Annotated in this window: 30 protein-coding genes; 12 read left to right on the forward strand and 18 right to left on the reverse strand. The window is 58.1% G+C overall.

Features of this window, described 5'->3' with window-relative positions:
• The 6 genes from ASC83_RS24275 to ASC83_RS04535 form a co-directional block, all read left to right on the forward strand.
• The coding region (locus tag ASC83_RS24275) for a hypothetical protein (RefSeq protein ID WP_235509319.1) at positions 1 to 333 on the forward strand (333 nt) is incomplete at its 5' end.
• Positions 334 to 403: 70 nt separating this feature from the next.
• Positions 404 to 847: a hypothetical protein gene (locus ASC83_RS04515; RefSeq protein WP_235509320.1), complete on the forward strand. Its 444-nt coding sequence runs from the start codon at positions 404 to 406 to the stop codon at positions 845 to 847.
• Positions 848 to 852: 5 nt separating this feature from the next.
• On the forward strand, positions 853 to 1,155 hold the full coding sequence (locus ASC83_RS04520) for a type II toxin-antitoxin system RelE/ParE family toxin (RefSeq protein ID WP_056058757.1): 303 nt from the start codon (positions 853 to 855) through the stop codon (positions 1,153 to 1,155).
• Between the two features lie 18 nt (positions 1,156 to 1,173).
• Complete coding sequence (locus ASC83_RS04525) at positions 1,174 to 2,301, forward strand: replication initiator protein A (RefSeq protein ID WP_200938896.1); 1,128 nt, start codon at positions 1,174 to 1,176, stop codon at positions 2,299 to 2,301.
• Positions 2,302 to 3,587: 1,286 nt separating this feature from the next.
• Positions 3,588 to 4,607: a DNA-binding protein gene (locus ASC83_RS04530; protein ID WP_082522349.1), complete on the forward strand. Its 1,020-nt coding sequence runs from the start codon at positions 3,588 to 3,590 to the stop codon at positions 4,605 to 4,607.
• Entirely contained in the window at positions 4,604 to 5,029 is a 426-nt protein-coding gene (locus tag ASC83_RS04535; RefSeq protein WP_056058760.1) for a hypothetical protein, read from the forward strand. Before ASC83_RS04530 ends, ASC83_RS04535 begins: the two co-directional genes overlap by 4 nt.
• Positions 5,030 to 5,122: 93 nt before the next feature.
• Here the strand turns inward: ASC83_RS04535 and ASC83_RS04540 are convergent, their stop codons facing one another.
• The gene (locus ASC83_RS04540; protein WP_056058763.1) at positions 5,123 to 5,896 is read right to left on the reverse strand and encodes a hypothetical protein; all 774 of its coding nucleotides are present in this window, start codon (positions 5,894 to 5,896) and stop codon (positions 5,123 to 5,125) included.
• Complete coding sequence (locus tag ASC83_RS23845; protein WP_156379430.1) at positions 5,893 to 6,051, reverse strand: hypothetical protein; 159 nt, start codon at positions 6,049 to 6,051, stop codon at positions 5,893 to 5,895. The genes ASC83_RS04540 and ASC83_RS23845 overlap by 4 nt, the downstream gene beginning before the upstream one ends.
• A gap of 238 nt (positions 6,052 to 6,289) precedes the next feature.
• Between ASC83_RS23845 and ASC83_RS04545 the strand changes: the two genes are divergently transcribed.
• Positions 6,290 to 6,577: a hypothetical protein gene (locus ASC83_RS04545; RefSeq protein ID WP_056058765.1), complete on the forward strand. Its 288-nt coding sequence runs from the start codon at positions 6,290 to 6,292 to the stop codon at positions 6,575 to 6,577.
• Between the two features lie 607 nt (positions 6,578 to 7,184).
• Positions 7,185 to 7,784, forward strand: coding sequence for a recombinase family protein (locus tag ASC83_RS04550; RefSeq protein ID WP_056058841.1), 600 nt, complete (start codon positions 7,185 to 7,187; stop codon positions 7,782 to 7,784).
• Between the two features lie 11 nt (positions 7,785 to 7,795).
• Here ASC83_RS04550 and ASC83_RS04555 read toward each other — a convergent pair whose 3' ends face one another.
• From ASC83_RS04555 to ASC83_RS04595, 9 genes are all read right to left on the reverse strand, one after another.
• Positions 7,796 to 8,113: a hypothetical protein gene (locus ASC83_RS04555; RefSeq protein ID WP_056058768.1), complete on the reverse strand. Its 318-nt coding sequence runs from the start codon at positions 8,111 to 8,113 to the stop codon at positions 7,796 to 7,798.
• The gene (locus ASC83_RS23850) at positions 8,073 to 8,753 is read right to left on the reverse strand and encodes a hypothetical protein (RefSeq protein WP_156379431.1); all 681 of its coding nucleotides are present in this window, start codon (positions 8,751 to 8,753) and stop codon (positions 8,073 to 8,075) included. The genes ASC83_RS04555 and ASC83_RS23850 overlap by 41 nt, the downstream gene beginning before the upstream one ends.
• An 8-nt stretch (positions 8,754 to 8,761) precedes the next feature.
• Positions 8,762 to 9,118, reverse strand: a complete 357-nt coding sequence (locus tag ASC83_RS04565) for a hypothetical protein (RefSeq protein ID WP_056058775.1) — start codon at positions 9,116 to 9,118, stop codon at positions 8,762 to 8,764.
• A gap of 747 nt (positions 9,119 to 9,865) precedes the next feature.
• Positions 9,866 to 10,552: a hypothetical protein gene (locus tag ASC83_RS23855; protein WP_156379432.1), complete on the reverse strand. Its 687-nt coding sequence runs from the start codon at positions 10,550 to 10,552 to the stop codon at positions 9,866 to 9,868.
• A gap of 10 nt (positions 10,553 to 10,562) precedes the next feature.
• Positions 10,563 to 13,232 carry a hypothetical protein gene (locus ASC83_RS04575; protein ID WP_156379433.1) on the reverse strand — a complete coding sequence of 890 codons (2,670 nt, stop codon included), beginning with the start codon at positions 13,230 to 13,232 and terminating at the stop codon, positions 10,563 to 10,565.
• Positions 13,229 to 13,900, reverse strand: coding sequence for a hypothetical protein (locus tag ASC83_RS04580; RefSeq protein ID WP_156379434.1), 672 nt, complete (start codon positions 13,898 to 13,900; stop codon positions 13,229 to 13,231). The genes ASC83_RS04575 and ASC83_RS04580 overlap by 4 nt, the downstream gene beginning before the upstream one ends.
• Positions 13,901 to 13,914: 14 nt before the next feature.
• Complete coding sequence (locus tag ASC83_RS23860; protein ID WP_156379435.1) at positions 13,915 to 14,328, reverse strand: hypothetical protein; 414 nt, start codon at positions 14,326 to 14,328, stop codon at positions 13,915 to 13,917.
• Positions 14,321 to 15,046, reverse strand: coding sequence for a hypothetical protein (locus tag ASC83_RS04590; RefSeq protein ID WP_056058792.1), 726 nt, complete (start codon positions 15,044 to 15,046; stop codon positions 14,321 to 14,323). The genes ASC83_RS23860 and ASC83_RS04590 overlap by 8 nt, the downstream gene beginning before the upstream one ends.
• 20 nt (positions 15,047 to 15,066) lie before the next feature.
• Positions 15,067 to 15,483, reverse strand: coding sequence for a hypothetical protein (locus ASC83_RS04595; RefSeq protein ID WP_056058795.1), 417 nt, complete (start codon positions 15,481 to 15,483; stop codon positions 15,067 to 15,069).
• Positions 15,484 to 15,846: 363 nt separating this feature from the next.
• Here ASC83_RS04595 and ASC83_RS04600 point away from each other — a divergent pair, with 363 nt between their 5' ends.
• Genes ASC83_RS04600 through ASC83_RS04615 form a run of 4 tightly spaced genes read left to right on the forward strand, consistent with a single transcriptional unit; the run spans position 15,847 to position 20,988 of the window.
• Positions 15,847 to 16,134 carry a hypothetical protein gene (locus ASC83_RS04600; RefSeq protein WP_056058798.1) on the forward strand — a complete coding sequence of 96 codons (288 nt, stop codon included), beginning with the start codon at positions 15,847 to 15,849 and terminating at the stop codon, positions 16,132 to 16,134.
• Positions 16,131 to 19,463 (forward strand): MobF family relaxase, encoded by a 3,333-nt coding sequence (gene mobF, locus ASC83_RS04605; RefSeq protein ID WP_082522350.1) that lies wholly within the window; start codon positions 16,131 to 16,133, stop codon positions 19,461 to 19,463. Before ASC83_RS04600 ends, mobF begins: the two co-directional genes overlap by 4 nt.
• Positions 19,464 to 19,510: 47 nt before the next feature.
• A complete protein-coding gene (locus ASC83_RS04610; RefSeq protein ID WP_056058801.1) occupies positions 19,511 to 20,245 on the forward strand; it encodes a hypothetical protein in 735 nt (244 codons plus the stop codon).
• A complete protein-coding gene (locus ASC83_RS04615; RefSeq protein WP_056058804.1) occupies positions 20,242 to 20,988 on the forward strand; it encodes a metallophosphoesterase in 747 nt (248 codons plus the stop codon). Before ASC83_RS04610 ends, ASC83_RS04615 begins: the two co-directional genes overlap by 4 nt.
• Positions 20,989 to 21,014: 26 nt before the next feature.
• On the opposite strand, the gene ASC83_RS04620 is transcribed toward ASC83_RS04615, so the two are convergent.
• The 7 genes from ASC83_RS04620 to ASC83_RS04650 all read right to left on the reverse strand — a co-directional run bounded on the left by ASC83_RS04620 (position 21,015) and on the right by ASC83_RS04650 (position 25,414).
• Positions 21,015 to 21,377 (reverse strand): hypothetical protein, encoded by a 363-nt coding sequence (locus ASC83_RS04620; protein WP_056058808.1) that lies wholly within the window; start codon positions 21,375 to 21,377, stop codon positions 21,015 to 21,017.
• The gene (locus tag ASC83_RS04625; RefSeq protein WP_056058811.1) at positions 21,374 to 21,580 is read right to left on the reverse strand and encodes a hypothetical protein; all 207 of its coding nucleotides are present in this window, start codon (positions 21,578 to 21,580) and stop codon (positions 21,374 to 21,376) included. The genes ASC83_RS04620 and ASC83_RS04625 overlap by 4 nt, the downstream gene beginning before the upstream one ends.
• A 21-nt stretch (positions 21,581 to 21,601) precedes the next feature.
• Positions 21,602 to 22,042: a hypothetical protein gene (locus tag ASC83_RS04630; RefSeq protein WP_156379436.1), complete on the reverse strand. Its 441-nt coding sequence runs from the start codon at positions 22,040 to 22,042 to the stop codon at positions 21,602 to 21,604.
• A gap of 205 nt (positions 22,043 to 22,247) precedes the next feature.
• Entirely contained in the window at positions 22,248 to 23,546 is a 1,299-nt protein-coding gene (locus ASC83_RS04635; protein ID WP_056058817.1) for a Y-family DNA polymerase, read from the reverse strand.
• A 22-nt stretch (positions 23,547 to 23,568) separates the two neighbouring features.
• Entirely contained in the window at positions 23,569 to 24,015 is a 447-nt protein-coding gene (locus ASC83_RS04640) for a LexA family transcriptional regulator (protein WP_056058820.1), read from the reverse strand.
• A gap of 81 nt (positions 24,016 to 24,096) precedes the next feature.
• Positions 24,097 to 24,597, reverse strand: a complete 501-nt coding sequence (locus ASC83_RS04645) for a hypothetical protein (protein ID WP_156379437.1) — start codon at positions 24,595 to 24,597, stop codon at positions 24,097 to 24,099.
• A 286-nt stretch (positions 24,598 to 24,883) separates the two neighbouring features.
• Positions 24,884 to 25,414 carry a 3'-5' exonuclease gene (locus tag ASC83_RS04650; protein ID WP_056058838.1) on the reverse strand — a complete coding sequence of 177 codons (531 nt, stop codon included), beginning with the start codon at positions 25,412 to 25,414 and terminating at the stop codon, positions 24,884 to 24,886.
• Positions 25,415 to 25,571: the final 157 nt, after the last annotated feature.

The raw sequence follows: 25,571 nt of genomic DNA on the forward strand, positions 1-25,571 counted from the left end.
CTGGTCGGCTGGGATGCCATCACCTTCATCGCAGGTGGCTTCGAGGTCAATGATGAGCATTCACCAGCTCTCCGGGAAAGGACGGTCGCCGCGCATCTCCATCAGCCGGTCATAGGCGGCACTTCGCTCGGCAACTGTGCAGTTGCGCATAAAGCTCATCTTCCGAAAGAGTCTGGCCAGCTCGTCTTCCATCTCCTCGACCCATGTGCGGAGCGCTTGGCCAGCAAGTCCAGCTGCTGGTGTTACGTCCACATGGAACTCAGTAGCGAGGAAGTGCAAAGCTTCGTCGGTGCTGATTCGCGGGTTCATGATGTCCTCCAAATGGTTGCATAATTTCCATCAATCATGCACAATGATTACATGAATGTTAAGTTAATTTGGTAAAGGATTAACAATGAATTGCATGACTTTAGAGCAGTTGCGCACGACGAGCCTTGCCGGTGGCGTGACGGGTGTCACCCTCAAAGGGCAGGGCGGGGGGTTCGTGATTGAGATCGCCACGCGCAGCGGCCATGATGCCTTCCTGGCCAAGGCTCGGAGTACAGAACCACGACGCTTTGGAAACCCGGCCTCGGCTTTGTTGGTTGTGCGGGACATGGGCATCGATGCCATACGAGTTGATGTCACCCACTGGGACCCGGACCAAAAGGACATGAGTCGCAGCCGCGAAACTCGCAGCGCAGCCATGCGCCAAGCCCACAAAGCAGCAGCCTATACCCGGCAGTTGGCCAGCGACCTTGAGGCGTCAATTCTTGATCCCAGACCCATACTTTCGAATGATGAGGTCATGGCGCGTATGGATTCTCAGATTGGTCAACACAAGGCCGCTGGAGCGAAGCGCCAATGAGGCGAATGGCTAAGTCCTCTCCATATCTCATCACCTGGAGACCCATGGCCGCCGATGATCTTGAAGGAATCGTGGACTACATCGCCGAGGACAACCCGGTGAGAGCTGAGGAGTTCGGCCTGGAGCTGCGCGAGAAGGTGCTCAACCTGGCGGACCACCCCATGCTGGGCCGCAAGGGCCGTCCAGGCTTGCCGGCGTGGGTGCGCGAGCTGGTGGTGCATCGCAACTACATCGTGTTCTATCGGGTGCTGGAGGAGTCCAGCACGGTCGAAATCTTGCGTGTGCGGCATGCCGCACAGCAGCTCTAGCAATTCAAAAGGTGGAGCATGAACTCACCACAGCTGTTTGACGATGAAGATGCGCAGCCGTCTGTCGATGAGGCTCGCTTCATGGAGGTGCAAATTCAGCACCGGTCCCTGAGCGATCAAATCCTGGAGGCGAATCGGGCCCTTGCCCGCCTTGCCGTCACGGACAAGGCAGAAGAGAAGGATGTGCTGCGTCGGCGCGTTGCCGAGCTGCAGGCCCAGCGCGACGAGATCGAGGCCAGCTTCTCCTTCGGCAAGCTCATGCCGACGTTCTCGGCAGTGATGCGCAATGCGCCCATGCCTCCCACCGGCAGGGGCCTGGTCCGTCAGCGGCACCCGAATCGGGACTTCTTCCTGGCTGACCTGTTCGACTATGCCCTGAAGGACGATGGTGCCTCGATGGAGGCGCCGATCTTCACGCTCTCCACGAAGCCTGATCTGTCGATCTGGACCTGGACCAGCAAGGATGGGAACAAGTCGATCAAGGTGGCCCCTTCCGTGCTCGGCCGCGCCACGCAGCATGACAAGGATGTGCTGATCTACGTGGTTAGCCAGCTGACCGAAGCGCTGAATCGTGGCCGCGAAGACGCGCAAAGCCGCACGGTTCGCTTCACGGTTCACGACTTCCTGGTTACGACCAACCGGCAAACGAGTGGAGAGGGCTATCGGCTGTTGCACGAGGCCTTTGAGAGGCTCGCTGGCACCCGGGTTTCGACTGACATCAAGACTGGTGGCCAGCGCGTGAAAGAGGGCTTCGGCATCATCGATCGCTGGAAGATCATCGACAAATCTCCCAACGATGAGCGCATGGTTGCTGTCGAAGTGACGCTTTCAGAATGGCTATACAACGCCGTTTCAGCCTTCGAGGTGCTGACCATCCATCCGGACTATTTCCGGCTGCGCAAGCCGCTTGCTCGCCGGCTGTACGAGATCGCTCGCAAGCATTGCGGGCACCAGGCCAGTTGGTCGATTGGCCTGACGCTGCTGCAGGAGAAGGCGGGCAGCAAGTCCTCGATTTACGAGTTTCGGAGTGCAGTCAAGGCCATAGCTGCCGATAACAGCTTGCCTGAATACCAAATGGTGCTGGTTGACAAGAACAAGGTGACGTTCTTTTCCAGGGGTCTTGCCAAGCGTGTCTCGGCGCATTGAGCGGCCTATCTGGCTCACCTCGGCAGAGCCGGGGCCAGGCTTTCGTGTGGTGCATCGAGCCTCGTTTCCGAGTCTCGACCCCTTCGGGCTTCAATCCCTTTCGAGAGGGTCTGAAGGCCCTTGCTGCCCACCCGCCATTCGTCATTTCACCCATAAATCCGCGCATGGATTTGGGCCCGTCATTTCACCCACAAGGGCCTGTGGATTGGTTCGTCATTTCACCCACAAAATCTGTGGATGGGCACGTCATTTCACCCACAAAATCTGTGGATTGGTTCGTCATTTCACCCACAAGACATTCGTCATTTCACCCACAAGCCACTTGCGTAAGCTGTTGATTCTCAAATTGATTTTGAAGTTTTCCACAGACGTAACGCGCGCGCGCGGTTTTTAACTTTTTATATTTAACGCAAACGCGGCCTGCGGCCGGGGCACCCCTGCTCTGCAGGTGTTCCCCCGAACAAGTCGGCTCCCCCTCCCCAACACCAGCTGGCCGATGGCCAGAAGACTGAATACCGAAGGCGCGGCACTCGCCGCGCAGGGGTGCACCACCTGCAGGTGGAAAAAGACGGTTGAGAGAGCACCAAGCAGACTGCAGACGGACAGCCGAACATCCTGATCTTGTCCCCCTCGGGGACCGGACACGGAAGAAACTGCCGGGTCCGCTGCGCGGCCTCTCGGCAGGGCCTCCCGCCCGCGCCTCGGGGCGCTCCAGGGCAGGAAGGCTGCGCCTCCCTGACCCACCGGGCTGCGCCCCCTGTGCCGCCTTCGCGGCACGGGCCCCTGCCATCTGTCGATCGATGGAGAGGGGGTCCCCCTCAGGGCAATCTTGTCTTTTGATCTTGATGGCCTCAGGGGAGCCGCGAGAACGGGCTGCAACGCCCTTTTCTTGGTTGCGGTGCAGGCCTGGGGTCGGTCGCCCCAAAAAAACGCCTCAAACAGCCGTTTTCCATGGCTTCGCCATCGGGGCCAGGCCCCGGCTTTCTTGAGAGGGAAATTTCAAAAAAGGATGGGGCAACTGGAGCGTGGGCAAGCTGCCAAGCTTGTCCACCGGAGGGCGTCAGTGCCTCTGCAGCTGCGGCGGTGGGCACACCTCGGCACCGCCCGCAGGCGGCTGTCCACCTTGGGTGGGCAGCGAGGTTGTCCATGGCCAAAGCGGGCTACTGGGCGCGGCCGTCGATCACCCGCATGCGAAGCCGGCTTCAAAAATAAGTTTATTTGTTTGTTTATTTGTTAGTTTATTTGTTTGTTGTGTTATAATTTCTCATCGTCACAGGAGAAATGCCATGCGTCCAGTTGAGTTCACTCAGGAGCAGATCGTCGAGGCGGGCCAAGAGCTGCAGGCCGCAGGCCGCAATATCACTGGCTTCGCCCTTCGTCAGAAGATCGGCGGCGGCAACCCCTCGCGCCTCAAACAGGTCTGGGATGAGTACATCAATAGCCAGGCTGTGACTCAGGCTGAGCCTGTGGCCGAGCTGCCGGTGGAGGTCGCTGAAGAGGTGGCTGCTGTGACAAAGTCGCTCACGGAGCGCCTGGCTGCGCTGGCCGTCGAACTGAACGACAAGGCTGTGAAGGCTGCTGAGCGTCGTGTCGGTGAGGTCATCCGTGCTGCCGGCGAGCAACGTGCGCAGGCTGAGCGTGAGCTGGCCGACGCCTCGATCACGGTCGAGGACCTGGAGAGCAAGCTCGACGAGGGCAAGGCTGTAGCCGAGGGCCTTGCGCAGCGCCTGGCTGATTCGCAGGCGCAAGCCCAGGCTCAGGCTGTGGAGCTGGCCCAGGTGCGCGAGCGTCTGGTCCAGGCAGAGAAGTCCGTCGCCGCGGCCGTTGAGGCACACGCCGCTGCCCAGGCCGACGCAAAGCGAGCTGCTGATGATGCAGCTGCACTGCGAGCTGAGCTGGCCACCATCAAGGCCAAGGCGGAAGCCGCTGAGAACACCCACCAGGAGCAGCGCAAGGCCGCTGCGGCCGAGGCCAACCGCCAGGCCGAGCGGTTAACTGCCCTGCAGGCTGAACGTGAAGACGCCCGCAAGGAGGCCGGCATCGCCCGTGAAGAAGCTGCGAAGCTGCGTGGCCAGGTCGAGGCCCTGCAGGCCGAGGCACGAACTGCTGGCCAGCAAGCTGTCAAGGCACAGCGCGAAGCGGCGACCCTGCAGGCTGCAGCTGCTCGCGCAGAGCAGCTGGCGGCTGAGCTGGCCGAGGCCCGTAAGCAGCAGCGTGATCTGGTTGCGATGGTCACCAAGCCAGGCAACCCGTCTGACGCTTCCCCTCGGACTGCGAAAGGCGCTTCGGGGAAGAAATCGTCATGAAGTCGTCCACCGAACGCTACCCGCTCTGGATGCACCTGGAGCACTACCTCCTACGCTTTCCTGCCGCCGTGGCCCTGCTGCGCCGGCTGGTCCACCAGGAGCGCTCCGCGCCTCGGCCACCAGCTGGAGCCAGGGTGATCGCCATGGGGGCGATCAAGGCCCGCTTGACGCTCACCGACTTGCTATTATGTGGGGTCTTGAGCCGGGAAGATCGTTTTGAGCTGTACCTGACCCGCCAGGAGACTTTCTTCGCGCGTCGGCTCCGCTACAGCACCACTGCCCAGGACATTTATTTCGTACAGGCGAAGCACTGCTATGTCATGGCAGATGTCGATGCCTTCTTCGGTCCCCGGTGGCGATCAGGGCGGTTTTTCACCTACCCCCGCGAACGCGTACTGGTGCACAAAGACCTGGTGCATTAGGGTCGCTGTTTTGACCTAGGTGCATTAGGGTCGCTCTCTGATGTATTCGAGCCTCCCAAAGTAGATGGCTCAATAACCTATACCTAAACAGGCCTAGAGGGTGATCTCGTCCGGAAGTCGATGGGGTGATGGCGGGGAGTCCGGCGATGTTTCGGGCGTTGCCGAGGTTCCATTGGCAGACTGGAAGAGCTGATTGTGGCCACGCAGGTAGTAAACGTTTGGCCCAAAGGCCGCTGTTGTCCCCTGTGGGTCCCGCTCCCGGCCGATGTTCTCTAGCAAGCCGCACAACGTCAGCGTTACAAGCGCCTTGCGTATGTAGCGCTCAGGCACCCCTGTGGCCGCCGCAATTTTTTCATACGAGGCCATCGTGTAGGTCGTGAGGTTGTCGCGGCGCGCAGCCAGGTACAGGTAGATCTTCAGCGCGTGCAGCTCGTGGCGAGAGCGCAGCGTGAAATTCCCGAATGGCAGGATGACGCCCGACCGCACGATGGCCTGGCATGGCAACTTGAACCAGCCAGTCCTGGAGTAGGCCAGCCGGTACCGTCTTTTCTGGTGTGAGCCAACCCTGGCGATGAGCTTGAGCTGTTCCAGGCGCTCCAGGCCCTGCGCAACCAGGCTGCGCGATTTGCCGCCGATCGCATGCATCAGGTCTTCGTAGCTTGCAGCTGCTACTCGCACCGTCACAGGGATGCCTAGGTCGTTGTCCTCGGTCACATCCTCCCCCATGAAGTGCAGGGCGACATAGAGCATCAGGGCAACCGTGCTCGATGCCGGCGACAGCTCCCCGTCGCGCGACCACCGCAGCTGGTTCAGCGCTCCGAGGGTAGTAACCGAAGGCAACCGGTGCCAATAGCGGTTCTGGATCATTTTTTCTTCCCCTTGTCCTGGCCAATCAGATGAATGGCGTAACCCAGAACCACCACCACGATCACCGGCAGCAAAGCGTTCAGCAGTTGAACGAGCTGGGGAGTGTTCGCTGCCAGCCAACCCAGGCTGAAAACAAGGATGTCTTCTTTCTTCACGTCGAGCCCTTTCTTGAAATCAGGACTCGGTTTTAATTCTCTGAAAGGTATGTTTCTAGATATAGGTGCGTCTAGGTTTTTTCGATTTTAAGAAAAAACTTTTACAAATCATATAGTTACACTGAAATTTCTCCGTCTTTGGAATCGCGAGCTTAGTTCACGAAGAGGGGGTTGGCCCCCCCTTGCTGCTGGAAATTAAATTTAGTAAACTAAATTTCATCCATCAGGAGAGTCCACAATGGGGAAAAAAACCGAACACGCTCTGGCCGCCATTCAGGATGCGCTGGAAGAGCAAGCCAGCGAAATCAACGACCATAGTAGCCGCCTGGACAAGCTGGAGAAGATCGTCCAGTCACAAGCCAGCGACATTGCTCAGCTGGAGCAGCAAGTGCACCACTTGCGGAATCGATCCATCCAGTCCGCGATCGATCGCGGTGTTCCCACCCGCGTGGTGGCGCAAGCCCACGGGCTGAGTTCAGGACGCATCTCGCAGATCGCTCCTCGCAAACGCCCCCCAGTTTGTTGAGCGCTGGACGTTGTTAACGCTTCGGGGCTGGTCGATACCGTCGATCGCTCTTCAGCCGTTCCAGCATGGCTCGGGCGTTCACCAGTGACTCTTCGTTGGTGGCCGCGGCTCCGATGAACTGGTTGGCCAGTCGGTGGCGCCGTTCATGGGCCTCGTCGCTCAGCGAAGGCTCTGTGGCTGACTGAGCGCGATGATTGGGCGGCATGGTTAGGAACGGCTGGGAAAGCAAGATTTTCGCCCTTGCACGGCGCGTGAGCAAGGCGTGCGTCGAAATGAAATTGGAGAGCTGATCATGGCCAACGGCTACTTTCCCGGCAAGAAGCCTGCGAAGCGCAGCGCGATCATCACCCCCCGGACTGCCCAGGAAATGCAGATCGCAGCGATGCCCAGAATGGCGCCGGAGGTTCGGAAGACACTGCGCGATGCCACTCCCCTACGTGTTGGGGGCCGCGACCTGGTGGAAGGTGTGGATCGTGTCATGAGAACGCCGGCAGACCACAAAGCAGCTGGGGTCCAGATCAAGGGTGCCCCAGTGTCGTTGCGCAGTGACCCCCCCTCCCCTCCTCCATCCAGCCAGGTCGAGCCGCTGAAGGTGGCACGCCTGTACATGAGGGTCAGCACGGATGAACAGGACCTGGCACGCCAGGAATCGCTGATTGCCTCGGCCAAGGCGGCGGGCTTCTATGTGGCAGGCGTGTACAGGGAAAAGGCATCGGGGGCACGTTCCGATCGGCCGGAGCTGCTCCGTATGGTCCAGGACCTGCAGCCAGGCGAAGCGGTGGTCGCTGAGCGCATCGACCGGCTAAGTCGTCTACCCCTTGAGGAAGCGGAGGCACTGGTGGCTTCCATCCAGGCTAAGGGGGCACGTCTGGCCATCCCTGGCGTGGTGGACCTGTCGGAGCTTGCCCAGGAGGCCGACGGCGTGGCCAGGATCGTCCTGGAGGCCATGCAGTCCCTGTTGCTCAGGTTGGCCCTGCAAATGGCCAGGGAGGACTACGAAGACAGGCGAGAGCGCCAGCGTCAGGGCATAGAGCTTGCGAAATCTGCAGGCAAGTATCAGGGCCGGCGAGCAGACCTCAAGCGCCATGCTCAGATCGTCGCCCTGCGCACCTCGGGCCACAGCATTGCCCGGACGGCCGAGCTGGCCAACTGCAGCCAGGCGCAGGTAAAGCGTGTATGGGCTGAATCCAAAGGTGAAGGATCGTGAGGCAAGAAAGATCACTTCCTCAGAGGAAGCGCGACCAGCTGAGCAGCCTCAAACGGGTAGTCATCAGCGACATAGAGCTGGTGGGGGTACGGCAGCATTGACGTGAAGGCTTTTCGCGCAGCAACCAGATCATCCAGGCAGGTGACTCCGGCGATCTGATCCACGACCAAATAGTAGCCCTTGGCACGTGGGTTCTCCAGACGATGCTTGCCTGCCAGGTCGCAAATTTCGGTCTGGAAAGCGGCAATGCCCGCGCTTAGGGGCATGTCTTCCGAGAAATCGAAGATGTCATCGGCTCCTGGTGCCGAGCGAAAGAAGATTCTTGCCATGGTGAAGTTCCTGTGCAAAGTTTGGAGGGAGCGGGCACACGCCTTCCGGCTGGCCTGTAAACATTTCTGCCAACCAGCAGCGTCGAGCTGCCGGGGTGAGGTGATCGAGCCAGGCGCTGGTTTTGCGGGCGAGGCAGAGAGGGTGGGCCTGTGCCCCCTCACCTGCCCCATCGCAGCCCTCGGTGCCAACGCCCGAGGCCCAGACGGCAATGCCTTCGTTGGCCCATTCCGGTACCTTGTGCAACTCCCGGCCGCGCTGCTCTTCAATGGCGGCGTGCGCCATCTCGTGAACCAGCACTCTCAGAATTTGATCTTTGGGGACCAGGTCCGCGTTGATGAAAATCCGCTTGTCAGCTTGCGCAGCCGCAGCTCCAGGTACTGGGACATGACGCTGAAAACAAGCGGAACCGCACACCAGAATGGTGAATTGCTGGGGGGCGTAGCCCAGTTTGCTCTCCAGCTGCAAGAGCGCCGATGGCACGGCGGCCGAAATACGAGAGGCGGTATCGGCTGCATCGGGAGCCGTCAGGACGTTGCCTGGCAGCTTGGAGCTGAATTCCTGGGGGTGGGCAGGGGGTAACCCTGCGCAGGCCCCCAGAAGGCCGCTGACGGCCACAGCGAGGGTCAAACGGGCCAGCATGCCCAGACTCATCCCTGCCATGGGCCAATGCCTCGCCAGGCGCGGTTCAGGCAGGTGTACACGCACGACTGTGAGTCAGGGTTGACGGAGTAGCGTGGCGACTTCACCACCTTGTAGAAGACGGACTGCATGGCGTCCAGGGTGAGCGGCTCGATCGACGATCCGAAGGCGCGAAAAATAGATTCCGCGTTGCGGATCGTTGCTGCGTGCTCGTCGAGCGCAATTGCATATTTACGCCCGCCGTCCGGGTCTTCTGACGATGGCTGGATGGCCACCATGAAGTCCAGCGCGGCCTGTACAAGGTCGTGGTCCACCGGACCACCTGAGTACCCGTCCACAGCGGTTTTGGTCTTTTCTTTGAACATTTTTAGTCCTGCTTCCGCAGCTCTTCAAGAGCTGCACGCATCCTCCGCTCGATGTCACTGGCGGGTTTGTGTTTTGACCGACTTGGTGGCGCAGCGGTTGGTGCTGGCGGCTGACTTGAAACAGGAGGGGTTGTGACACCCTTGTCCAGCTGATCCAGCCGCGCAAGCATCTGCTGAGCAAAGACTGCGCGCCGATTCATTGCCCTCCCCCTCCAGTATTTTGTTGTCGAGCAGCCTGCTCCGCACGCATATCAACGCAAACTGGGTGATGGAAGGACTCGGACCGCTGGCACTGAATTGAGCGACAAAAAGCCTGCTTGATGCCCCAGCCACCTGCGCACTCCTGGACGGGATCGACCATGCCTTTGGCTGCTGCATTTGGAGTAGCGACCGGTTGTACAGGTTGTGGCGGCACGGGCCGTTGCGCAGCTGTGGGCCGTTCGACAGGTTGAGGTGGTGCATCGCTAACAACGGGCTGCTGCGTAGGCTTGGGTGCAACAGCGCGTTGCTGCGCTTTCGGACGCTCAACTGCCTTTGGTTGAGGCTGTTCGGCGATCGCCGCTGGCGTCGCCGTTCTTTGCGGCACAGGCTTGACTGCTGGAGCCTGGGCCGGCGCAGCAGTAGGAGGGGCAGGTTGCGGATTGGTCGCTGGTGCCGCAGGGGTTTCAGCCGGCGCCGGCTTCTTAAAAAAACCCTGGGCGTATGCCGGCGAAAGCGCCATCAAAGCCAAGGCTACTGCAAGACTTTTCATCGGTACATTCCCAATTCTTTGTGGTGGTGCTGTTCAACCCCCTGCTCTCTTTCTCTGGCCTGGGCTTCGATATGCGCACTGGTGCTCTCGACAGCAGCAGTGCCCACAGCTATGGCACGTTGGCGTTCAGGAGACCTTGTCTTCGTTGTCGAGGCCTCCTTGGCCTGAGAAGCGATTTCGGCCTTCTGTTCGCTCGTCTTGGCAACACCAACATCGTTAGCGCCAGCGTGTTGCTCAGAGCTACCTTGGCTACGTTGCGGCGTGAGTTCGGTGCTTTCCGTGGACTGAGCGTCCGTCACGGAGTTCTCCATTTCTGGAGAGAGCGCACCCTTTTTCGCCTTGCCCGACTCTTCGAGCTGGGCCTTTTCCTGCTGAGTTCGATCTTCTTCTTGTTTGCCTACGGAGTGCTGCTCAACCGAAGTGTGGGGTTCTTTGGAGTTGGATTCGCTCTGGGCCGACTTAGCCGATCGCAGCTTGTCATCAGCTTCTTTCTTGTTGTCGAAGAATTTTTTATCGTCGAGACGTTTTTTCTCATCCAGGCGCTTTTGCTCTTCGGCAGCGTCGAGTTCACGCTCTCGTTCATCCCACCACTCTTGCTGAGCAGCTGCGTGCTTTTTGGCCTGACGCTCTTCCTCCTCGCGCTTCTTTTCCAGCTCAGATTTTTGGGTAAAAAAATGTTCCATTTGGATCTCCTCAGTTCAGCTTGATGACGTCCACGCGAGTGCCGCCGGCACGCTGGATGTAGACAAGTGCACGACCGCGACCCATCTCCATCAAGTCTTCGTCGCGCACTGCATCGGCATCGGTGATCCCGTGGGCCAGTGCGCCCACGTTGCGGTCTTCGGTGCGCCAATGTGCTGCCTGGGATGCAGCAAGTCGAGCGATACCTTCACCACCGGTCGCGGCCTCAGGAATGAAACGCTCGTCCAGCTGATAAGGTTGATTGAAGTCGGCGAATTCGAATGGGCCGTAGTTCCCCAGGTCGCTGGCATTCGCCACAGCATCGCTCCAGCGGGATGGCTCCAGGTGGTCGGCCGACACCCCGGTTTCGCGCCGCGCTGCCGCAGCCGATTCGAGATGGTTCCAGTCCATCGAGTGAAAGCGCATGGTTCGGCCGGCGAGCTTCCTAGCCTCGTCGATCGTGTCCAGGTCCTCGGTACGAAGGATGATCTTCGTGCGCCAGTTACGGCGCATGTTTTCGGTTGCAGCATCCCCGACAGCCAGCTTGAAAGCACTGACAGACTGGCTCAGCACGATGCCACCGATGCCGGCGCTGCGCAGCACGTTCCAGACGCTCGCATCGCTCAAGCCGTCGCTGTTGCTGGAGGTTGCAAGAGCTTGATACTCGTCGGCCAGGAAGAATGTCAAGGCGTATTTTTCAACGTCTGGGCCTGGCTTTGGGTTGAACCACCAAGCCAAACGCTCCTTGGCGAAGCTGGGGTCTTTCAACTCTGCCATCCGTGCCTGCTTGAACAGGAGCGTTTTCAGCATGATTGAAACCATCCGACCAGCCGAACCGTGCTCGATCTGGCTGATGTTGATGACCTTGAGCTTGGGCTCCAGAAGAGCAGACGGCGGCAGCAATTTTTCCCCGGCACCGTCCGCAAAACCTGCAGCAAGTTCTGGCTTCGCAGCGAAGGCCTTCAGAGCCTTTCGCATGTTGGCACGTATGCCGTCTTTGGTGGCCGCAGCTAGTGGGATGTAGCTGTTAGCCAGGTATGACATCGCATCGTTGAGTTGGGGCAGATGAACGGTCGCTTCAATGAGATCCCCTTCGCTATCGCGATTCAACGCTTCGGTGACGATTCTCAGGTTGTCACGAATCAGGATGTCAGAGCCAGCAACACGCAGCAGGTTCAAGATGGAGTGGACGCGCATCTTGTTTTCGGCAGCCCACTCCTTACCGGCATCGGTTAACTCGACGGCCTGCAGCAATATCCCAATTTGAGCGATCAGATCAGACGCCATCTCAGGCCAAAAATCATCGCTGGAAGAGCCGCCCATCTGGGCCGAGACGCTCCGAATGATCTCAGCCAGTTCGACCGGTCCAAGACCTGCGCACAGATCGATGCGCCAGTCATTAGGCCCTGTGCCAATGCGCAGCACCTCGTCTTCACTCAGGCCTGCAGCTTTGACCTCGGCCACGATGTCATCACCAATCGCGCCTTTGTCGTCGGTTGCATAGATGCTGATTGGAAAGCCTTGCTTGCGCAGCTGGATGAGTTGCCGGACCACGGGCACGTAGAAGTTGCGTGACTTGCCCTCCCCCGAGCCACCCAGCACTTCAACGTGCTGCAGTAGGTCGATGATCGACATGCGGATGGGAGTACCCTTCAGGGGCGCCAGCAAGTGGCCACGGTGCTCCAACAGCCCGCTGGCAACGCCCAGCTCGATCAAGGGTGAGCGATCGATCGCCGTGGCGAAGTGCACCTGGTCACTATAGGCCGACAGCAGCATGTCGCGCTCCGGGAGACGCCAACGCCACCGCTGCAGCGCCTCGCGCCAGTTGTGGCGCAATCCTTCCACGCTGGCATTGGCAGCGGCGAAGACCAGATAGCGCAACCGGCCGATCCATCGAATGCGCGCAGCTGCAGCAGCTGCAACCAAGCCCGCTGCCAGGCTGATCACCAGGAAAATCACAGCGCCAAGTCCAACCTGAACAGCCGCTCCAGCACGGCCTGCGCGGGCTACGGATGCATCTGCTGCGCGCTGGTCTTCAAGCACTTCGCGAGCGTCGGACTCTTGCCACACGTCTCGGTACAGCTGTGCCACTTGTTGCATCTCGAAGCTCCCCACACGGAGCTTTTCTTCAGCTACAGCGGCAGGCTTTTCTCCGAATGCATCATTGATCTTCATACCGCCCCAGACTGTGACGAGCGTGAAAATTGCCCAGCACATGAAGACCAGATAGGCGGCGTTCATTGCAGACCTCGTCGCGCTGCGCCAAGCGTTTTCAACGTACTCTGGGGTGATGGTCGAGCCAGCCAATGCAACTGCTGGGGCGGTACCGTTGCAGATGCGACCGTCTTCAATGATGGACCGTGCCAGGTCAGCAGGGACGTTTTGATAGAGGTGCCGGAATGCCGCTTGCGGTGCCATTAACTCAGCAGCTTCGCGCCGCTCGCCTTTGAGCAGGTGGCGGGTCCGTTCTGGCATTGCCGTGTTGCTGTGAGCAAGGAATAACGACTCCTGCTCCAGCTGCTGCAGCGCAGCCGAATCCTTTGCGATCTTGGATGCCCAGGCATGAATTGCCGGAACGTATTTAACGAGGATCGTGAAGGGAAGAAGCAGAAGCCTTCCGAGACGATCAAGCAGGCCCAAAAGGGCCATCGAAAACAGTTTTGCGCTTTCGGTCACGTTCATTTTTCAGCTCCTCGCGAAGTCACCAGCTCAGGGAAGTCTTGCGCGAGAGCGCGCGGGATGCGAGATGGAGACAAGGCACCCTCACGCTCGCTGATTGGGCCGTTTGGGATCGCAACATGCTGGAAGGAAAACTTCCCTTCGCGCTTCGAAATCAAGCCCATCCATGGGCGCAACTGGCCCTTGCTTTTGACCAAGGACCAGACCCAGAGGCGAGATCCATCGGTCGAGTACCGGCAGCGAGGCGAAATGTCACCGGCGCTGGCCCAGTCGGCGTCGATCTTTCTACTGAAATCACATTCATCAAGGCGCTTGTTGGACTGCGCTGCAACCACCTGGGCCTGCATTGCGGGGAGTACAGCTGACTCCAGGTCGGGGACAACATCCAGCGTCGTCGAGAAACCCTGCGGAACCACCGCTCTGATCGTCTTCAGTTCAGGGGCAAGACTTTTGGCCGGTGGGGTGGCCACAACCCCACCTACTTTGCGAACCACCCACTCCACGACGGTGCCGCCGCCCTTGGCAACCGAATAGGCCACCGGAGCCGCCGCAAGGGTCGTCAGGACGGCCCCCACTACCACCAGGACTGGAAGGCGCACCTTCCGCCGATATTCGTCCACTCGTGCGAGCAGAACATGGCCAGGCGAGGCCAAAAGTTCCCACTGTTGCATATATACCTATACCTTTATCTAAAAAAATGAAACCACTTCTTTTTTCGACTTTCCTGTTCCGCTCTCAATAATTCTCGCTGGCGAGCATTATGGACGGCAAGTTTTTCAAGTTCTGCCAATCGATCAATCACGACTTTTTGCGCATTACTTGCTTCGGTGAGAGCCTTTTGCGCATCTTCTCTAATTTGCAGAAGCTCTGCCCTGCTTCCATCAAGAAGTTTGGCGCCCTCGGCCTGCAAAACCGATCGAAGCTCTTTTACCATTTGAGGTAATAGCTCAGCCACCATTACAGCATCGCGGGTGGCTGCTTCGACCCGCTCTGTCGATTTCTCGATCTGGCTTGTCAATTCAGCCGTTTCGCGCATTGCGACGGCGAGGGCCGTAGGCCAAGCGCGCCGGAAATCGTCAGCGCGCAAGCCCTCATCCATTTTTTTGCCCCTTGAAATATGGCAGTGAATTGAAAACGCTCTGCACGTTCTTCGCCGCCTGACGACTCATGTCGTACAAAACCATTTCATGGCCGAGCTTCAAAAGCCCCTTTTCATCACCGGCAGCTCGAAGCTCTGCTTTCTTTGCCGCGAAGTCGGGCTTGTTCTGAACAACATCAAAAATAGAGCGTTCTTCATCCCGTAACATTCCGAAAGCTTCTGTAGCCAAGATGGCATTTTCTGGAACCACGAATTTGACTTTGCGCGCTTTATAGATTTGTGCGAAGTCGGTCTCGTAAGACTCCAAGTCTGTGACATTGTTAGGAAGTAACGTGATTTTCGAAGGTTCAATACCTAATTCTGACAAAGCCGTTGCTGTTCTCAACGAGTCTACGATCTGCTTTGCAGATGGCGTGACGGGAATGACCCAGCAGTCGATAAGTTCTGTCGTCGATGCCAATGAATCAAATTTGGCAATCATGGCTTTCGCGTTTGAGGCACCAACGTCTATCACGAAGCTTTCATCATCTCCAGAAGCATTGATTTCAGCAGCGAGTTGCTTAAACTTACCGGCGCTAATTTCGAGGTCAGGTTCTCCATCGCCGGCATTCGTGTCTTCGATAGAAATTCGTGTGGCGCCAAGCAGCGGTGTGAACATGTGCTTGCTCAAAGTCGTTTTGCCAGTGTTGCCAGAAAGATTGATAACTACGATTTTCATGGTGTGTTCCTGATTAAAGTTTATTTCTTAAGAAGAGTGTTTGCTGTTAGGTCGGCTTTTATTTCAGATTCCTCAAGAAGTTTTTTCATGTAGTTGTCTTTGTCGATTTTTTCAGTGTCTAAGTCTAAAGAAATCGCTTGTCTCCTTTTCTGTTTAGCTTCTTGGTCTTCTTTTTGAACCTGCTCTACAGCCAGTGTCTGTTGCTCGGTTATAGCGGCACCACCATGAGCTAACTTGGAGCCAACGGTTAAGTCGCGCAGTGCGGCATCGCGAGCCTGGCGCTTTGCCAATTTGTTCTTCCACCACCTGTGCAGTCCTGCCGGATCGAGGGGTAGCCCGTAGCGCTCCAGGAGGAGCGCAGAGATAGCTCTGTACGAGTCTCCGCGCCTGAACAACGCCTCTATCTCCTCTGCATGTGGCTCCCATTTGCTTGCCATATCCTTCCTTCCCTTGGGATGTGTTAATAGTACGATGAAAGCGCAACAAAAACAACACAAAACAACAACAGTCCCTTCTGTTGTTGTTTTGTTGTTTTTTTGTTGTTGTTCTTCTGCAACACAAAAGACGACAATAGCGCATCAAAGTGCGTACAAAACAACAACATTCACGCCGAAGAGGAGGTGTCGCTGTTTTGATGTTGTTTTGTCGGCTTGCATTCTCGTCGCATAGCCCACAAACTACCGAAATCCAATGCAAAATTCCCTACACAGACACGCACCTTCGGTGCACGCTGTGCAGGCAATTCTCCCTATAGAACAAGCTGTTTTTTGCTGTCTACAGCTGTAAACAAGGCGCTTTACATGGCCACCACACCCTCCAAGACAATCTCTGCCCGCGTCGATCTTGCAACCCATGCCGGTGTCATAGCGGCCCTGCGCCCAGGCGAAAAAGTGAATGACTTCCTGGTAGCAGCGGTCGCCGGAGAGCTGCTCCGCAGGCGTGCAAGCGGTTCCAAGGAGCCCACCCTTGGCGACCTTGGTCAACTTGTTCAGGCCTCGCTGTCGAAGGCCAGCCTCAGCCAATCGTTGCTCACCATCATTGACTCCAAACTTAATCGTCTGATGACCGAACTGGATGTTCAATCATGACCGTTTCATACATCAAGGCTGGGAAAGCTGGTGCAGCTTATTACACGAATCATTCGAGCAAAATTGATGACTATTACACCGCAGGGGATAAAGAACCGCCAGGTATCTTCTATGTGTCGCCTAATGCGTTCGGTACGCGAAATAACGGGTTGGGTATTGAGGATGGCCGTGAATTTTCAATGGGCGACGCCAAAAAGTTTGCTGCGCTGACGGCAGGATTTCATGGGGAAACTGGCGAGCCATTGGTGGAGAATGTGGACAAGGCAAATAGGGTCGCTCTCCATGATTTCACACTCAGCCCTCCAAAGTCTGTTTCAGTTGTTTGGAGTCAAGCAAGCGATGACTTGAAGGGGAAAATAGAAAATATTCAGGCGGAGCGTACAAAGCAATTTCTAGATTTAATATCTGAGTACGCGGTGGGAAGAACGGGTGCTAAGGGGTCTGTTCATCAGCGTGCTTATATTCGTGGGGCTATGTTCGGTCATGGTAGTAGTCGTGAAAATGATCCTCTACTTCACACGCATGCTGTGATTTTTAATGTAGTTGAATTGGAGAATGGCGCCACGGTTGCTCTTGAAGCTAGAGAAATGTTGCGCTGGCAAGGAGCTTTAGCGTCACTTTATCATGCGGCGTATGCGCACGATTTGCGGAAATTGGGGTTGCCTATCAGGAAGGTCGGCAACCTTTTTGAAATTGATGGTGTTCCAGAGGAAGTATTGGAAGCATTCTCGCAGAGGCGCGCGGCTATGCTAAAAGCTGTTGCAAAAGAAATGGAGAAGAGGGGGCTTGATGTTTCAGAGGCGAGCAGGGCGTTGATGCAGCAGGCGGCAATTCAAAATAGACCACATAAAAGTGAGCTGACACGGAAAGAGCTGGTTGGAATTTGGAAGGAACGAGGTGCGGCCCTTGGTTTTACCGATGAGCAAGTCAAACAGCTAATTGACCGCGAGAGTTATGTTGAGCTAACGCCGGAGCAATGCAAGGCGGAAGTGAAAAATGTAGTTGATCAAATAATGCGGACCAAGGCTGTATTTGGTGAGCCGGAACTGCTTGCTAAATCGGCATCTGCTTTGATCGGGCTTGCTTCGCCTGAAAGCATTATTGCTGCAGTGGAAGATTACAAGTCGGAATTGCTGGTTTCTCACGGAGAGAGGTCAAAAGACACTGTTTTCACCAGTCGAGAAATGGTAACGCTGGAGCACGAGATGCTTGAGCTTTGTGAGGACCGGACTGGTAAGCATATACAGACAGAATATGAGCTGCCAGATGAGTTAAGTCCTGAACAGCGCGCAGCGGCCGAGGGAGTATTGCGCGATGATAATTTTGTGACGGTGGTGGAGGGAGCAGCTGGGGCAGGAAAAACATACACCATGGCTTCTGTAGCGAGAGCTTATGAAGCTAATGGATATAAGGTGAACGGGTTGGCTACCGCCTGGACTGCAGCTCTGAACCTGAAGAATGATGCGGACCTGGCTGGCGGTGATGCCATCACCGGATGGAGTGCCGCTGCAAAGAAGGGTGAGGCAGGGATTGATAGCAAGACCTTACTCATCGTGGACGAGGCTGGCATGGTTTCAGCCAGGCAAATGCGCGATGTCCTCGCACTGGCGCGGGAGCATGGGGCCAAAGTGGTTCTGCTTGGGGACACGAAACAACAGAAGGCTGTTGAGGCTGGGGCCAGCCTTGGACCTATTGCGCAACGCCTTGGCTCATTTAAGTTGACCGAAATTCGGCGCCAGCATCGAATTGAAGAGCGGGAGGCTGTCAAACAACTGTTTGACGGCCAGGCTGAGAAGGCGTTGAAGACCTTCTTTAAACGCGAGGGTGGTTTGACTGTGTGCGATGGTGACGACGCAGTGAACAAAGCAATCGCGGACGATTGGGTAGCCAGCCGCTGCAGGACCATTGGCGATACCGTTGAGTTTTCGCGCGAAGGCCGGGAGCTGAAGGGAAAGATCGTTGATCAGGACGATCAATTTTGGTCAGTTTCAACCGGTACGGAGGTACACAAGGTTGATCGCTCACACCTGATCCTGGCAACCGACAATCGATCGGTGCGCAACCTCAATCGATTGGCACAAGAGCGCTTGCTTGAGCGGGGACATCTAGGTGAGGGACGCATGCTGGAAACACTTGACGGTGAACAGACGCTCCACGTTGGCGACGAAATCCAGTTTCGAGCGAAGGTGAAAGAGCAACAGGTCTACAACCGCATGCGTGGTCGAATCGAAAGCTTTGACGGCGATGTAATGAAGGTTCGCTTGGCCAACAATCAGCTGGTCCCAGTTGATCTGAATGGAAAGGCCTGGCGCACCCAAGATGGGGATTTAGCTGTGCAGCTGGCTTACGCGATGACTGTCAACAGCAGCCAAGGGATCACTGTAGGGAACACTTTCAACAAGGACGGCTGGAGCCTCTTCCGCGACGCTGCTGGTGTTGCCCAGTCGCGGCACCGAGAGTCAAATCGGGTGTACGCCGATCGGATTGAGCACCACGAACGCGCCTTGCGCAGAATGCTCGCGGACCAGAGGAAACCGCTTGAGGAATTCACCGATGCGGATGTTCAGGAGTCCCTGGCCAAGAGCTGGTCGAAGGACAACGTCAAAGCATCAACGCTGGACCATATTTGGCAGGAACACGAGGGCGCCATCGTGGACCGTGCATACCTCCTCGCGGAGCAGAAAGAGGCTGAGAGAGTTGCAAAGAGCCGGGAGCCCGAGGCCCTTGGCCAGAAGCAGCCACTCCCTGATCTGGAGCGAGCATCAGATCGACAAATCTCGCGCGCCATGGAGCAGCTGCAGCTCGCAGGCATCGATTACGAGGCCCTGAAGATCGCTGGTGAGCAAGGTATTTTGAGGGTCGATGGTGCGACCGGAGAGCCCGTTTTCCTCGGCCGGAAGGGCGATGGTGCTCTGATGCAAGTCCTACCCCTGGAAGGCCCCCAAAAACCCGATCTACGCGGCCGCTTCCCACCGATCCTCAGAGGGGAGGGCGACAAGACGTTGGTGGTTCAAGATGGCATGGAAGCGCTCCGCACTCTGACCGACTACCTGGACGCTGGCGAGCCCACACCCAACCTCATCATCACGGGGGGCAAGCCCTTCGCCCTTTCAGGTCCGCAGGCCAAGGAACTGCTCACTGGCAAGGATGCGAAGGTGGAAAAGAAGCAGTCGGCCCAGTCCGTCGAGCGCGATCGGTCCAACGAAAGTGCGCGCTCAGAACGTGCTGCCGCTATCGCCCAAGCGGAGGAGGCCTCTCGGCGCGCTACCGCCGCGCTGCAGGAGCAGGCCCAAAGGCCACCTGAGCGTGATGCTGGCCTGACCCGATAGATCGCGCAGCCGTGGGTCTGATCGGGTTTTCCGAGTAATTTACTGAAATGGCGATTTACTCGGAAAAACCTCACCTCACTGAGCTGTCAGAAGCGCAATTGCGCCAGCTGAGTGATGCCCAGGCCGTGTTCATGAACTTGGCAGATGCTCGCGCTGCAGCAGCAGCGGTGCGCGGCTCCATGCGATGGAAAAGGGTCAACGGCAAGGACTACCTGGTACGCGTGAGTGTCGAGGGCGCGGAAAGGTCTCTCGGGCCACGGAACGACGAATTGGAAGCGTTGCATGCGTCATTCCACGAGCGCAAGGAGCGCGCAGAGGCCCGGTACAAGGCCATGAAGGTGCGTGGTGAGGAGATGCGCCGCCTGAACCGTGCCTACAGGGTAGGGAGGACGCCCACGGGCCTTGTAAAGCGCCTTGATGCGGTGGAGAGGTCTGGCCTGGCAGAAAGCACGATCATCGTCGGCCCCTGCGCCCTGTATGCCTATGAGACTGCTGCCGGCGTCCGCGTGGAGCCTGGGGCGCTCTTTGCTCAAGGTCCAGATATGCTGTGTGATCAGGTGGCCCCAGATAGGGGCCAGCACATGGATTCAGGAGCGCGCTTCTCTCAGTTGGTGGTGGCCACGACGGGCGAGATGACGATGATGCGGACTCTCCACCCGCTGGACTTTGTGCGATGGAGGGCTGCGCTCCCAGAAGAGGCCACCAATCGAAGACGAATCGAAGTGGTGCAGCACCTGTGGGACGCGTACCTCTCAACCTCTATGACACGAGGCCTTCAATGAAGCTCTATGTTCTCTCAGACCTCCACGCGGAGAAGGCTGCATTCACGCCCGATCCCCACGCTTTGAGCGCTGCCGATGTGGTTGTCCTGGCCGGCGACATCAACTATGGGGAATCGACTCCATTCTGGGCGCGGGAAAAGTTTGGCGATAAGCCGATCGTGCTGGTGATTGGCAACCATGAGTTCTACGACCGCCACTGGGACCGCTGCCTGATGGACATGCGTGATGCCGCCAAGCACACGGGCGTGCATTTCCTGGAGAACGATGCCATCACCATCAACGGCGTGGATTTCCTCGGCGCCACGCTCTGGACTGATTTCGAGCTGTTCGGCTCAAAAAGCGAGTCGATCACCGACGCGAGTCGTTACGTGGCTGACTACCGCCAGATCGCTGGGTGCAACCCATGGAAGACCATGGATCGGCACCGTGCAAGCCGCGCCTGGCTGGCCAAGAAACTGGCCAGCGAGCCGGTGAGGCCTCGTGTGGTTGTCACCCATCACTATCCCAGCCCGTTATCAACCGACCCACAGTACGCGGATGATCCTGCGAGCGCGGCGTTTGGATCGAACCTACCGCCTGAGTTTTTCAAGGGAGTGAGCCTCTGGATTCATGGGCATACGCACACGTCGTTCGACTACGAAACAAACGGGTGTAGGGTGGTGTGCAACCCCCGCGGCTATCTGCTGAATGATGGCAGCTTCGAGAACGTCCATTTCAACCCTGCATTGCTCGTTGAAATCTAAACTTGGCGCCGTCCTGTTGAAGCTCATCAGGGCCGCATATCGTCAATAGTCAGGCGCCGTCCTTTCGGCACTTTGGCAATTCCCTTCACGTCTGCGGCGGTCTTGTTCTTGGCGCGCACGGCGACCCTGCGCTTGGTAACGAGGCCTTGATAGATACGCTGTACCCGGATCGACACGAGCCGGTTTTGCACCAGTCGGATCGGCAATGGGCTGACCACTAGGCCCGGTGGTTCGGACGTGGTCAGCGAGTAGTACACCCGCATGCCAACATGCCAGGGCAATCCGGATGGCAGCGCAACCCTAAAGTGCTTGTCGATGACCGTCGATTGCCGTCCCGAAGTCGCACCGTTGCGTCCCCTCAGACGGGCAATATTGGCGCGCATCGTCATTGCTGGACCAGCGGGATGAAGTTGCCATCTGGATCGAGCCGACCACGTTCACGCGTGCCAGCTCTGTCGTCGGTGCGAATGGCCTCTCCTGGGTGATCCTGGGACATCGAGATGCGGACGGGATTTGCGGCCACCACGGCCTGCAGGGCAGGGGATTTCGACGGGTTGGCCAGCACCGTGGCGAGGCCTTTCAACATGTCCATGGTCCGCTCCGATTTGGGGTGTTAGAAGACCTTCAGATCGTCGTTCAGATGGAGTTTCTTGCAGGTCTCCGCAAGACTGACCCACTCTGGGTTTTGGCTGTTTCGCTGGTCATGGGCCTCCATGATCTTCCTTGCCTCAAGGGCTATCCCAGCCCTGACTCTTTCCAGCAGAGGGTGGTCTTTAGATTTGAACATCAGCATTACAAATCCGCTGACCATCGCCTGAGCGCAAAGGGACTGTGCTCCCTGTTTATTGAGTGCTTGTCGCTGCTGCTCAACGGTTGCCCGGAGAGCTGCGATTTCACCCTTGGCCTTGATCAGTTCGATCTCGGCCTGGTGCATATCGCGCTTGAACCTGTCTTCAGCGTCTCGCTGGCGCACGCCAGCCCAATGCGCCTTACTCTCGGCGCCGGCTACCCGGCCTTCCAGCATCACGTCTGCAAGTGCGTTGCCTAGTCCCATAAAGCCTCCTGTCACATACCTTGTTGATGGCCCGCTAGACCGAAGATTTTCTGGCGGCCCGCTTCTCGCGCTGTGTCATTTCGCACCGAAGCTGGGCTTGGGCTTGACTCATCCTAACGAATCCAACCCGTAGGGTGAAGACCTCCGCGATCTTTTCCAGTGTCTCCAGGATTGGATTGCCCTGGCCTCGCTCGATCTGCCGCAGTTAGGCCCGCACCAGGGCCAGCTCGTCCCAGCGCGTGGTGTAGCGAGGGGTCCTGCGCTCCTGCTTCATCGCCCAATCGCTTGGCTGGTCGCGCATGCCAATGGAACCCACCTGCAGCGTTCCTTTGCCGTACCTGGCGTTGATCGTGTCCATAGCGTGCATGAGCTGCGTTTTGTCCATCCCCACGTCATCTTCCAGGTCCAGCTCGAACTGCCGCATGGTGTCGGATTGCAGGTCCAGGAGCATCACGCCGGCTTTGCTCAGCTGGTAGCCTGGCAGGTAGATGCTTCGAATGCCGGCAATGGCTGCATTCACCAGCTGGCGAGTGTCGGCGGTGGGCCTGCGCAAAGGGATCACGGTGGAGCGCGCAAAACGTGGACCTGGCCGAAACGGGGAGCTGTGCGCGAACACCAGCAACTGCCCTGCCAGGCTACCTTGCTCCCGCAGCTTCTCAGCAGCTCGCGTTGCGAACATGCTCACTGCCTCCTGCAGCGGCGAGAGGTCCGTGATCGCTCGGCCGAATGACCTGGTGCACGCGATCTGCTGTTTTGGTGCTGGTGCGTCATCGAGCTGGAAGCAAGGCATGCCTTGTAGCTCTCGCACGGTTCGCTCCAGCACAACGCTCCAGCGGCGACGAGCAACCACAGGGTCCATGCGCACCAGGTCCATGACGTTGCACACCCCGACCTCGGCCAGCTGCGCGCCGATGCGCCGGCCGACGCCCCACACCTCGGTGACGGCCGTGGCCTTGAGTACATCATCAAGATCGGAGGAGGGGAGGGCGGCCAGGTTGCATACCTGCGCCAGGTCGGCAGGGTAGCTGCCAGGCTTGCGCTCCGCGGTCTTCGCAATGTGATTCGCGAGCTTGGCCAAGGTTTTGGTCGCGCCAATGCCGATGCCACAAGGGATGCCAGTCCACTGCAGGATGCGAGCGCGGATGGCGTGGCCACGTTTGACCAGGTCGCCTCTGACGCCCTGGAGGTCGATGAAGCTCTCGTCGATGCTGTAGATCTCCTGGGTAGGTCCGAGGCCTGCAGCCAGGCTCATCATTCGGTCCGACATGTCGCCATAGAGGACAAAATTGGCCGATAGGCCCACCAGGCCTGCCGTCTCTTCGAAGTGGCGTATCTGGAACCAAGGCGCACCCATTGCAATGCCAAGCGCCTTCGCTTCGTTGCTTCTGGCCACCGCACAACCGTCGTTGTTGCTCAGTACGACGACCGGCCGGCCATTCAGGCTCGGCCTGAATACCCTCTCGCAGGAGACGTAGAAATTGTTGCCATCGACGAGCGCGTACATGGAAAGTGCACTGCGGTGTGCCCTAGCGGAGTCGAAGGAACTGCTTGACGCAGGCGGTCACAACACCCCAGACCTCGACCGTTTGGCCGTCCTTGGGCACGATGTCCGGGAACGTCGGGTTGGCGGCTTTGAGCTTGATCCTGCCGGCGCGCATGTGGAGGTATTTGACCGTGAAATCCCCATCGACCACGGCCACCACGATGTTGCCGCTGCAGGGCTTGAGGGCTCTGTCCACCACGATGATGTCGTTGTCCCCGAGGCCTGCGTCCACCATGGACAGCCCGCGCACCCTCAACAGGTAGGTCGCCTGAGGGTGAGCGATCAGCTCAGCCACCAGGTCGATCCGCGTCTCACCAAAATCAGCGGCCGGCGACGGAAACCCAGCACGGACGGTCGCAGTCGCCAATGGCAGCAACAGGCCGCCCGCCTCGGGGCGGACTACTATTGATGCGCTGGAAATACTGGACATTCATACAGTATAAAGCCGGCGCCCATTGCTGTCGTTGCGCAGCGACCCCCCCTGGACGTTGCGCATTGACCCCCCCCGAATTCATCGTGGTCTGGCTGCAAGGAGGGCGGTCAGGTCGTTGGTCTGAGCCATCCAGTCCGCTGTGTCTTGGCACCGCAGAGCAATCAAGGCCTTGAGGGTATTCATGGTCTGCAGGACGTTGAGCTTGAGCAAGGGCTCGTGGTGAGCAATCCGGTTGCGCAGCTTCCTGAGCTTGATCAGCTCGTTATGCACGTGGCCACGGCCCTGGTACACCGGCATCGTCAGATTGGGGAGCACCCTCTGCAGGTGAGGTGTCCAAAGTGCAGCGTCGAACGACGCCCTGAACATGTTCTCCCAAAAGCCGAAGCTCAGCTCTGCAATGACCTTCCCTGTGGAGGTCGAAGAGGGCTTGGTCCGAGCCTTGACAAGAGCATCACGCCCCAGTTGCGGCAAGCTCAGGTAGAAGCCATGATCCCATGGCCAGTTAGGGCCATGGAGCGCGGTCAGGGCATCATCGACAGCGTTACGAATAACCACTTCGCAGACGGAAACAGGGGTCATCAGCGCTGCGCTGAGTTGTCCGTTCCAGACGTACAGCTCAAGGGCTCGGTCTAAGCAGGGGGGGCGGTCCTTCAGAGCGAGGAGATAGGTGGTAACTCGGGGTGGAGACAGGGCCTGTCGGACAGAGATAGCGGTAGCCATGCACAGCTTTGCACAATCGTTATTAATGTTTTATACTAAGGGCATGAGCCGCTAGGGACTGGGACGCAAGTCTCCCTTAGGGTCAAATGAGTTGAAAGGGCCCGCGCAAGCGGGCCTTTTCTTTTGCCTCATCGATTCTCACCTCTCATTGCGCTGGGCACCAGGGCAAAAGCTTCGCGATGTTGCGGGCATCGTCCAGCCCTCGGTGATGCGATCCATCGAGTTCCAGGCCTACCATCTGCAGGGCCCTGGCCATCCCCACTTCCTTGATCTTGCGTGCCTTGGCGAACCTGCGCTTGAGGTTCACGTGCTCGAAGCTCTGGAGCGGGTGGGGTGCACCGTGGCGCTCGCAGTCCCTCGCGAGTTGAGTGGCATCGAACTTCCCCCAGCTACCCCACGTTTGGCTCGCCTGGTGCAGCTGCGCAAAGCTGGCCAGCCGTGCAGCAACGATTGGGAATAGGTCGGCTGCGTCCACCTCGGCCTGGTCGATCCCAACCAGCTGCCGGCAGAACGGGGTGAGCTGGGGCCGCACCACAGGTTGCACCAGGGACTGAAACGCATCAAGCACCTTTCCCTCGGCCGTGGCCCAGACCGCGCCGATCTCAATGATCTCCATCTGGTCGGCTGGGATGCCATCACCTTCATCGCAGGTGGCTTCGAGGTCAATGATGAGCATTCACCAGCTCTCCGGGAAAGGACGGTCGCCGCGCATCTCCATCAGCCGGTCATAGGCGGCACTTCGCTCGGCAACTGTGCAGTTGCGCATAAAGCTCATCTTCCGAAAGAGTCTGGCCAGCTCGTCTTCCATCTCCTCGACCCATGTGCGGAGCGCT

Source organism: Acidovorax sp. Root402, assembly GCF_001425125.1.
In the GTDB taxonomy this organism is placed as follows: domain Bacteria; phylum Pseudomonadota; class Gammaproteobacteria; order Burkholderiales; family Burkholderiaceae_C; genus Acidovorax; species Acidovorax delafieldii.

Bases quoted from the DNA above. Each gene is read 5' to 3' on its own strand.
- ASC83_RS04610 (WP_056058801.1), top strand. From the start codon at position 19,511: ATGGCGATTTACTCGGAAAAACCTCACCTCACTGAGCTGTCAGAAGCG.
- ASC83_RS04515 (WP_235509320.1), top strand. From the start codon at position 404: ATGACTTTAGAGCAGTTGCGCACGACGAGCCTTGCCGGTGGCGTGACG.
- ASC83_RS04530 (WP_082522349.1), top strand. From the start codon at position 3,588: ATGCGTCCAGTTGAGTTCACTCAGGAGCAGATCGTCGAGGCGGGCCAA.
- ASC83_RS04525 (WP_200938896.1), top strand. From the start codon at position 1,174: ATGAACTCACCACAGCTGTTTGACGATGAAGATGCGCAGCCGTCTGTC.
- ASC83_RS23860 (WP_156379435.1), bottom strand. From the start codon at position 14,328: ATGGATGAGGGCTTGCGCGCTGACGATTTCCGGCGCGCTTGGCCTACG.
- ASC83_RS04620 (WP_056058808.1), bottom strand. From the start codon at position 21,377: ATGACGATGCGCGCCAATATTGCCCGTCTGAGGGGACGCAACGGTGCG.
- ASC83_RS04600 (WP_056058798.1), top strand. From the start codon at position 15,847: ATGGCCACCACACCCTCCAAGACAATCTCTGCCCGCGTCGATCTTGCA.
- ASC83_RS04595 (WP_056058795.1), bottom strand. From the start codon at position 15,483: ATGGCAAGCAAATGGGAGCCACATGCAGAGGAGATAGAGGCGTTGTTC.
- ASC83_RS04625 (WP_056058811.1), bottom strand. From the start codon at position 21,580: ATGGACATGTTGAAAGGCCTCGCCACGGTGCTGGCCAACCCGTCGAAA.
- ASC83_RS04540 (WP_056058763.1), bottom strand. From the start codon at position 5,896: ATGATCCAGAACCGCTATTGGCACCGGTTGCCTTCGGTTACTACCCTC.
- ASC83_RS23855 (WP_156379432.1), bottom strand. From the start codon at position 10,552: ATGGAACATTTTTTTACCCAAAAATCTGAGCTGGAAAAGAAGCGCGAG.
- ASC83_RS04645 (WP_156379437.1), bottom strand. From the start codon at position 24,597: ATGACCCCTGTTTCCGTCTGCGAAGTGGTTATTCGTAACGCTGTCGAT.
- ASC83_RS04520 (WP_056058757.1), top strand. From the start codon at position 853: ATGGCTAAGTCCTCTCCATATCTCATCACCTGGAGACCCATGGCCGCC.
- ASC83_RS04575 (WP_156379433.1), bottom strand. From the start codon at position 13,232: ATGAACGTGACCGAAAGCGCAAAACTGTTTTCGATGGCCCTTTTGGGC.
- ASC83_RS23850 (WP_156379431.1), bottom strand. From the start codon at position 8,753: ATGCTGGCCCGTTTGACCCTCGCTGTGGCCGTCAGCGGCCTTCTGGGG.
- ASC83_RS04535 (WP_056058760.1), top strand. From the start codon at position 4,604: ATGAAGTCGTCCACCGAACGCTACCCGCTCTGGATGCACCTGGAGCAC.
- ASC83_RS04555 (WP_056058768.1), bottom strand. From the start codon at position 8,113: ATGGCAAGAATCTTCTTTCGCTCGGCACCAGGAGCCGATGACATCTTC.
- ASC83_RS04630 (WP_156379436.1), bottom strand. From the start codon at position 22,042: ATGGGACTAGGCAACGCACTTGCAGACGTGATGCTGGAAGGCCGGGTA.
- ASC83_RS04545 (WP_056058765.1), top strand. From the start codon at position 6,290: ATGGGGAAAAAAACCGAACACGCTCTGGCCGCCATTCAGGATGCGCTG.
- ASC83_RS04590 (WP_056058792.1), bottom strand. From the start codon at position 15,046: ATGAAAATCGTAGTTATCAATCTTTCTGGCAACACTGGCAAAACGACT.
- ASC83_RS04565 (WP_056058775.1), bottom strand. From the start codon at position 9,118: ATGTTCAAAGAAAAGACCAAAACCGCTGTGGACGGGTACTCAGGTGGT.
- mobF (WP_082522350.1), top strand. From the start codon at position 16,131: ATGACCGTTTCATACATCAAGGCTGGGAAAGCTGGTGCAGCTTATTAC.
- ASC83_RS04640 (WP_056058820.1), bottom strand. From the start codon at position 24,015: ATGTCCAGTATTTCCAGCGCATCAATAGTAGTCCGCCCCGAGGCGGGC.
- ASC83_RS04580 (WP_156379434.1), bottom strand. From the start codon at position 13,900: ATGCAACAGTGGGAACTTTTGGCCTCGCCTGGCCATGTTCTGCTCGCA.
- ASC83_RS04635 (WP_056058817.1), bottom strand. From the start codon at position 23,546: ATGTACGCGCTCGTCGATGGCAACAATTTCTACGTCTCCTGCGAGAGG.
- ASC83_RS04550 (WP_056058841.1), top strand. From the start codon at position 7,185: ATGAGGGTCAGCACGGATGAACAGGACCTGGCACGCCAGGAATCGCTG.
- ASC83_RS04650 (WP_056058838.1), bottom strand. From the start codon at position 25,414: ATGCTCATCATTGACCTCGAAGCCACCTGCGATGAAGGTGATGGCATC.
- ASC83_RS04615 (WP_056058804.1), top strand. From the start codon at position 20,242: ATGAAGCTCTATGTTCTCTCAGACCTCCACGCGGAGAAGGCTGCATTC.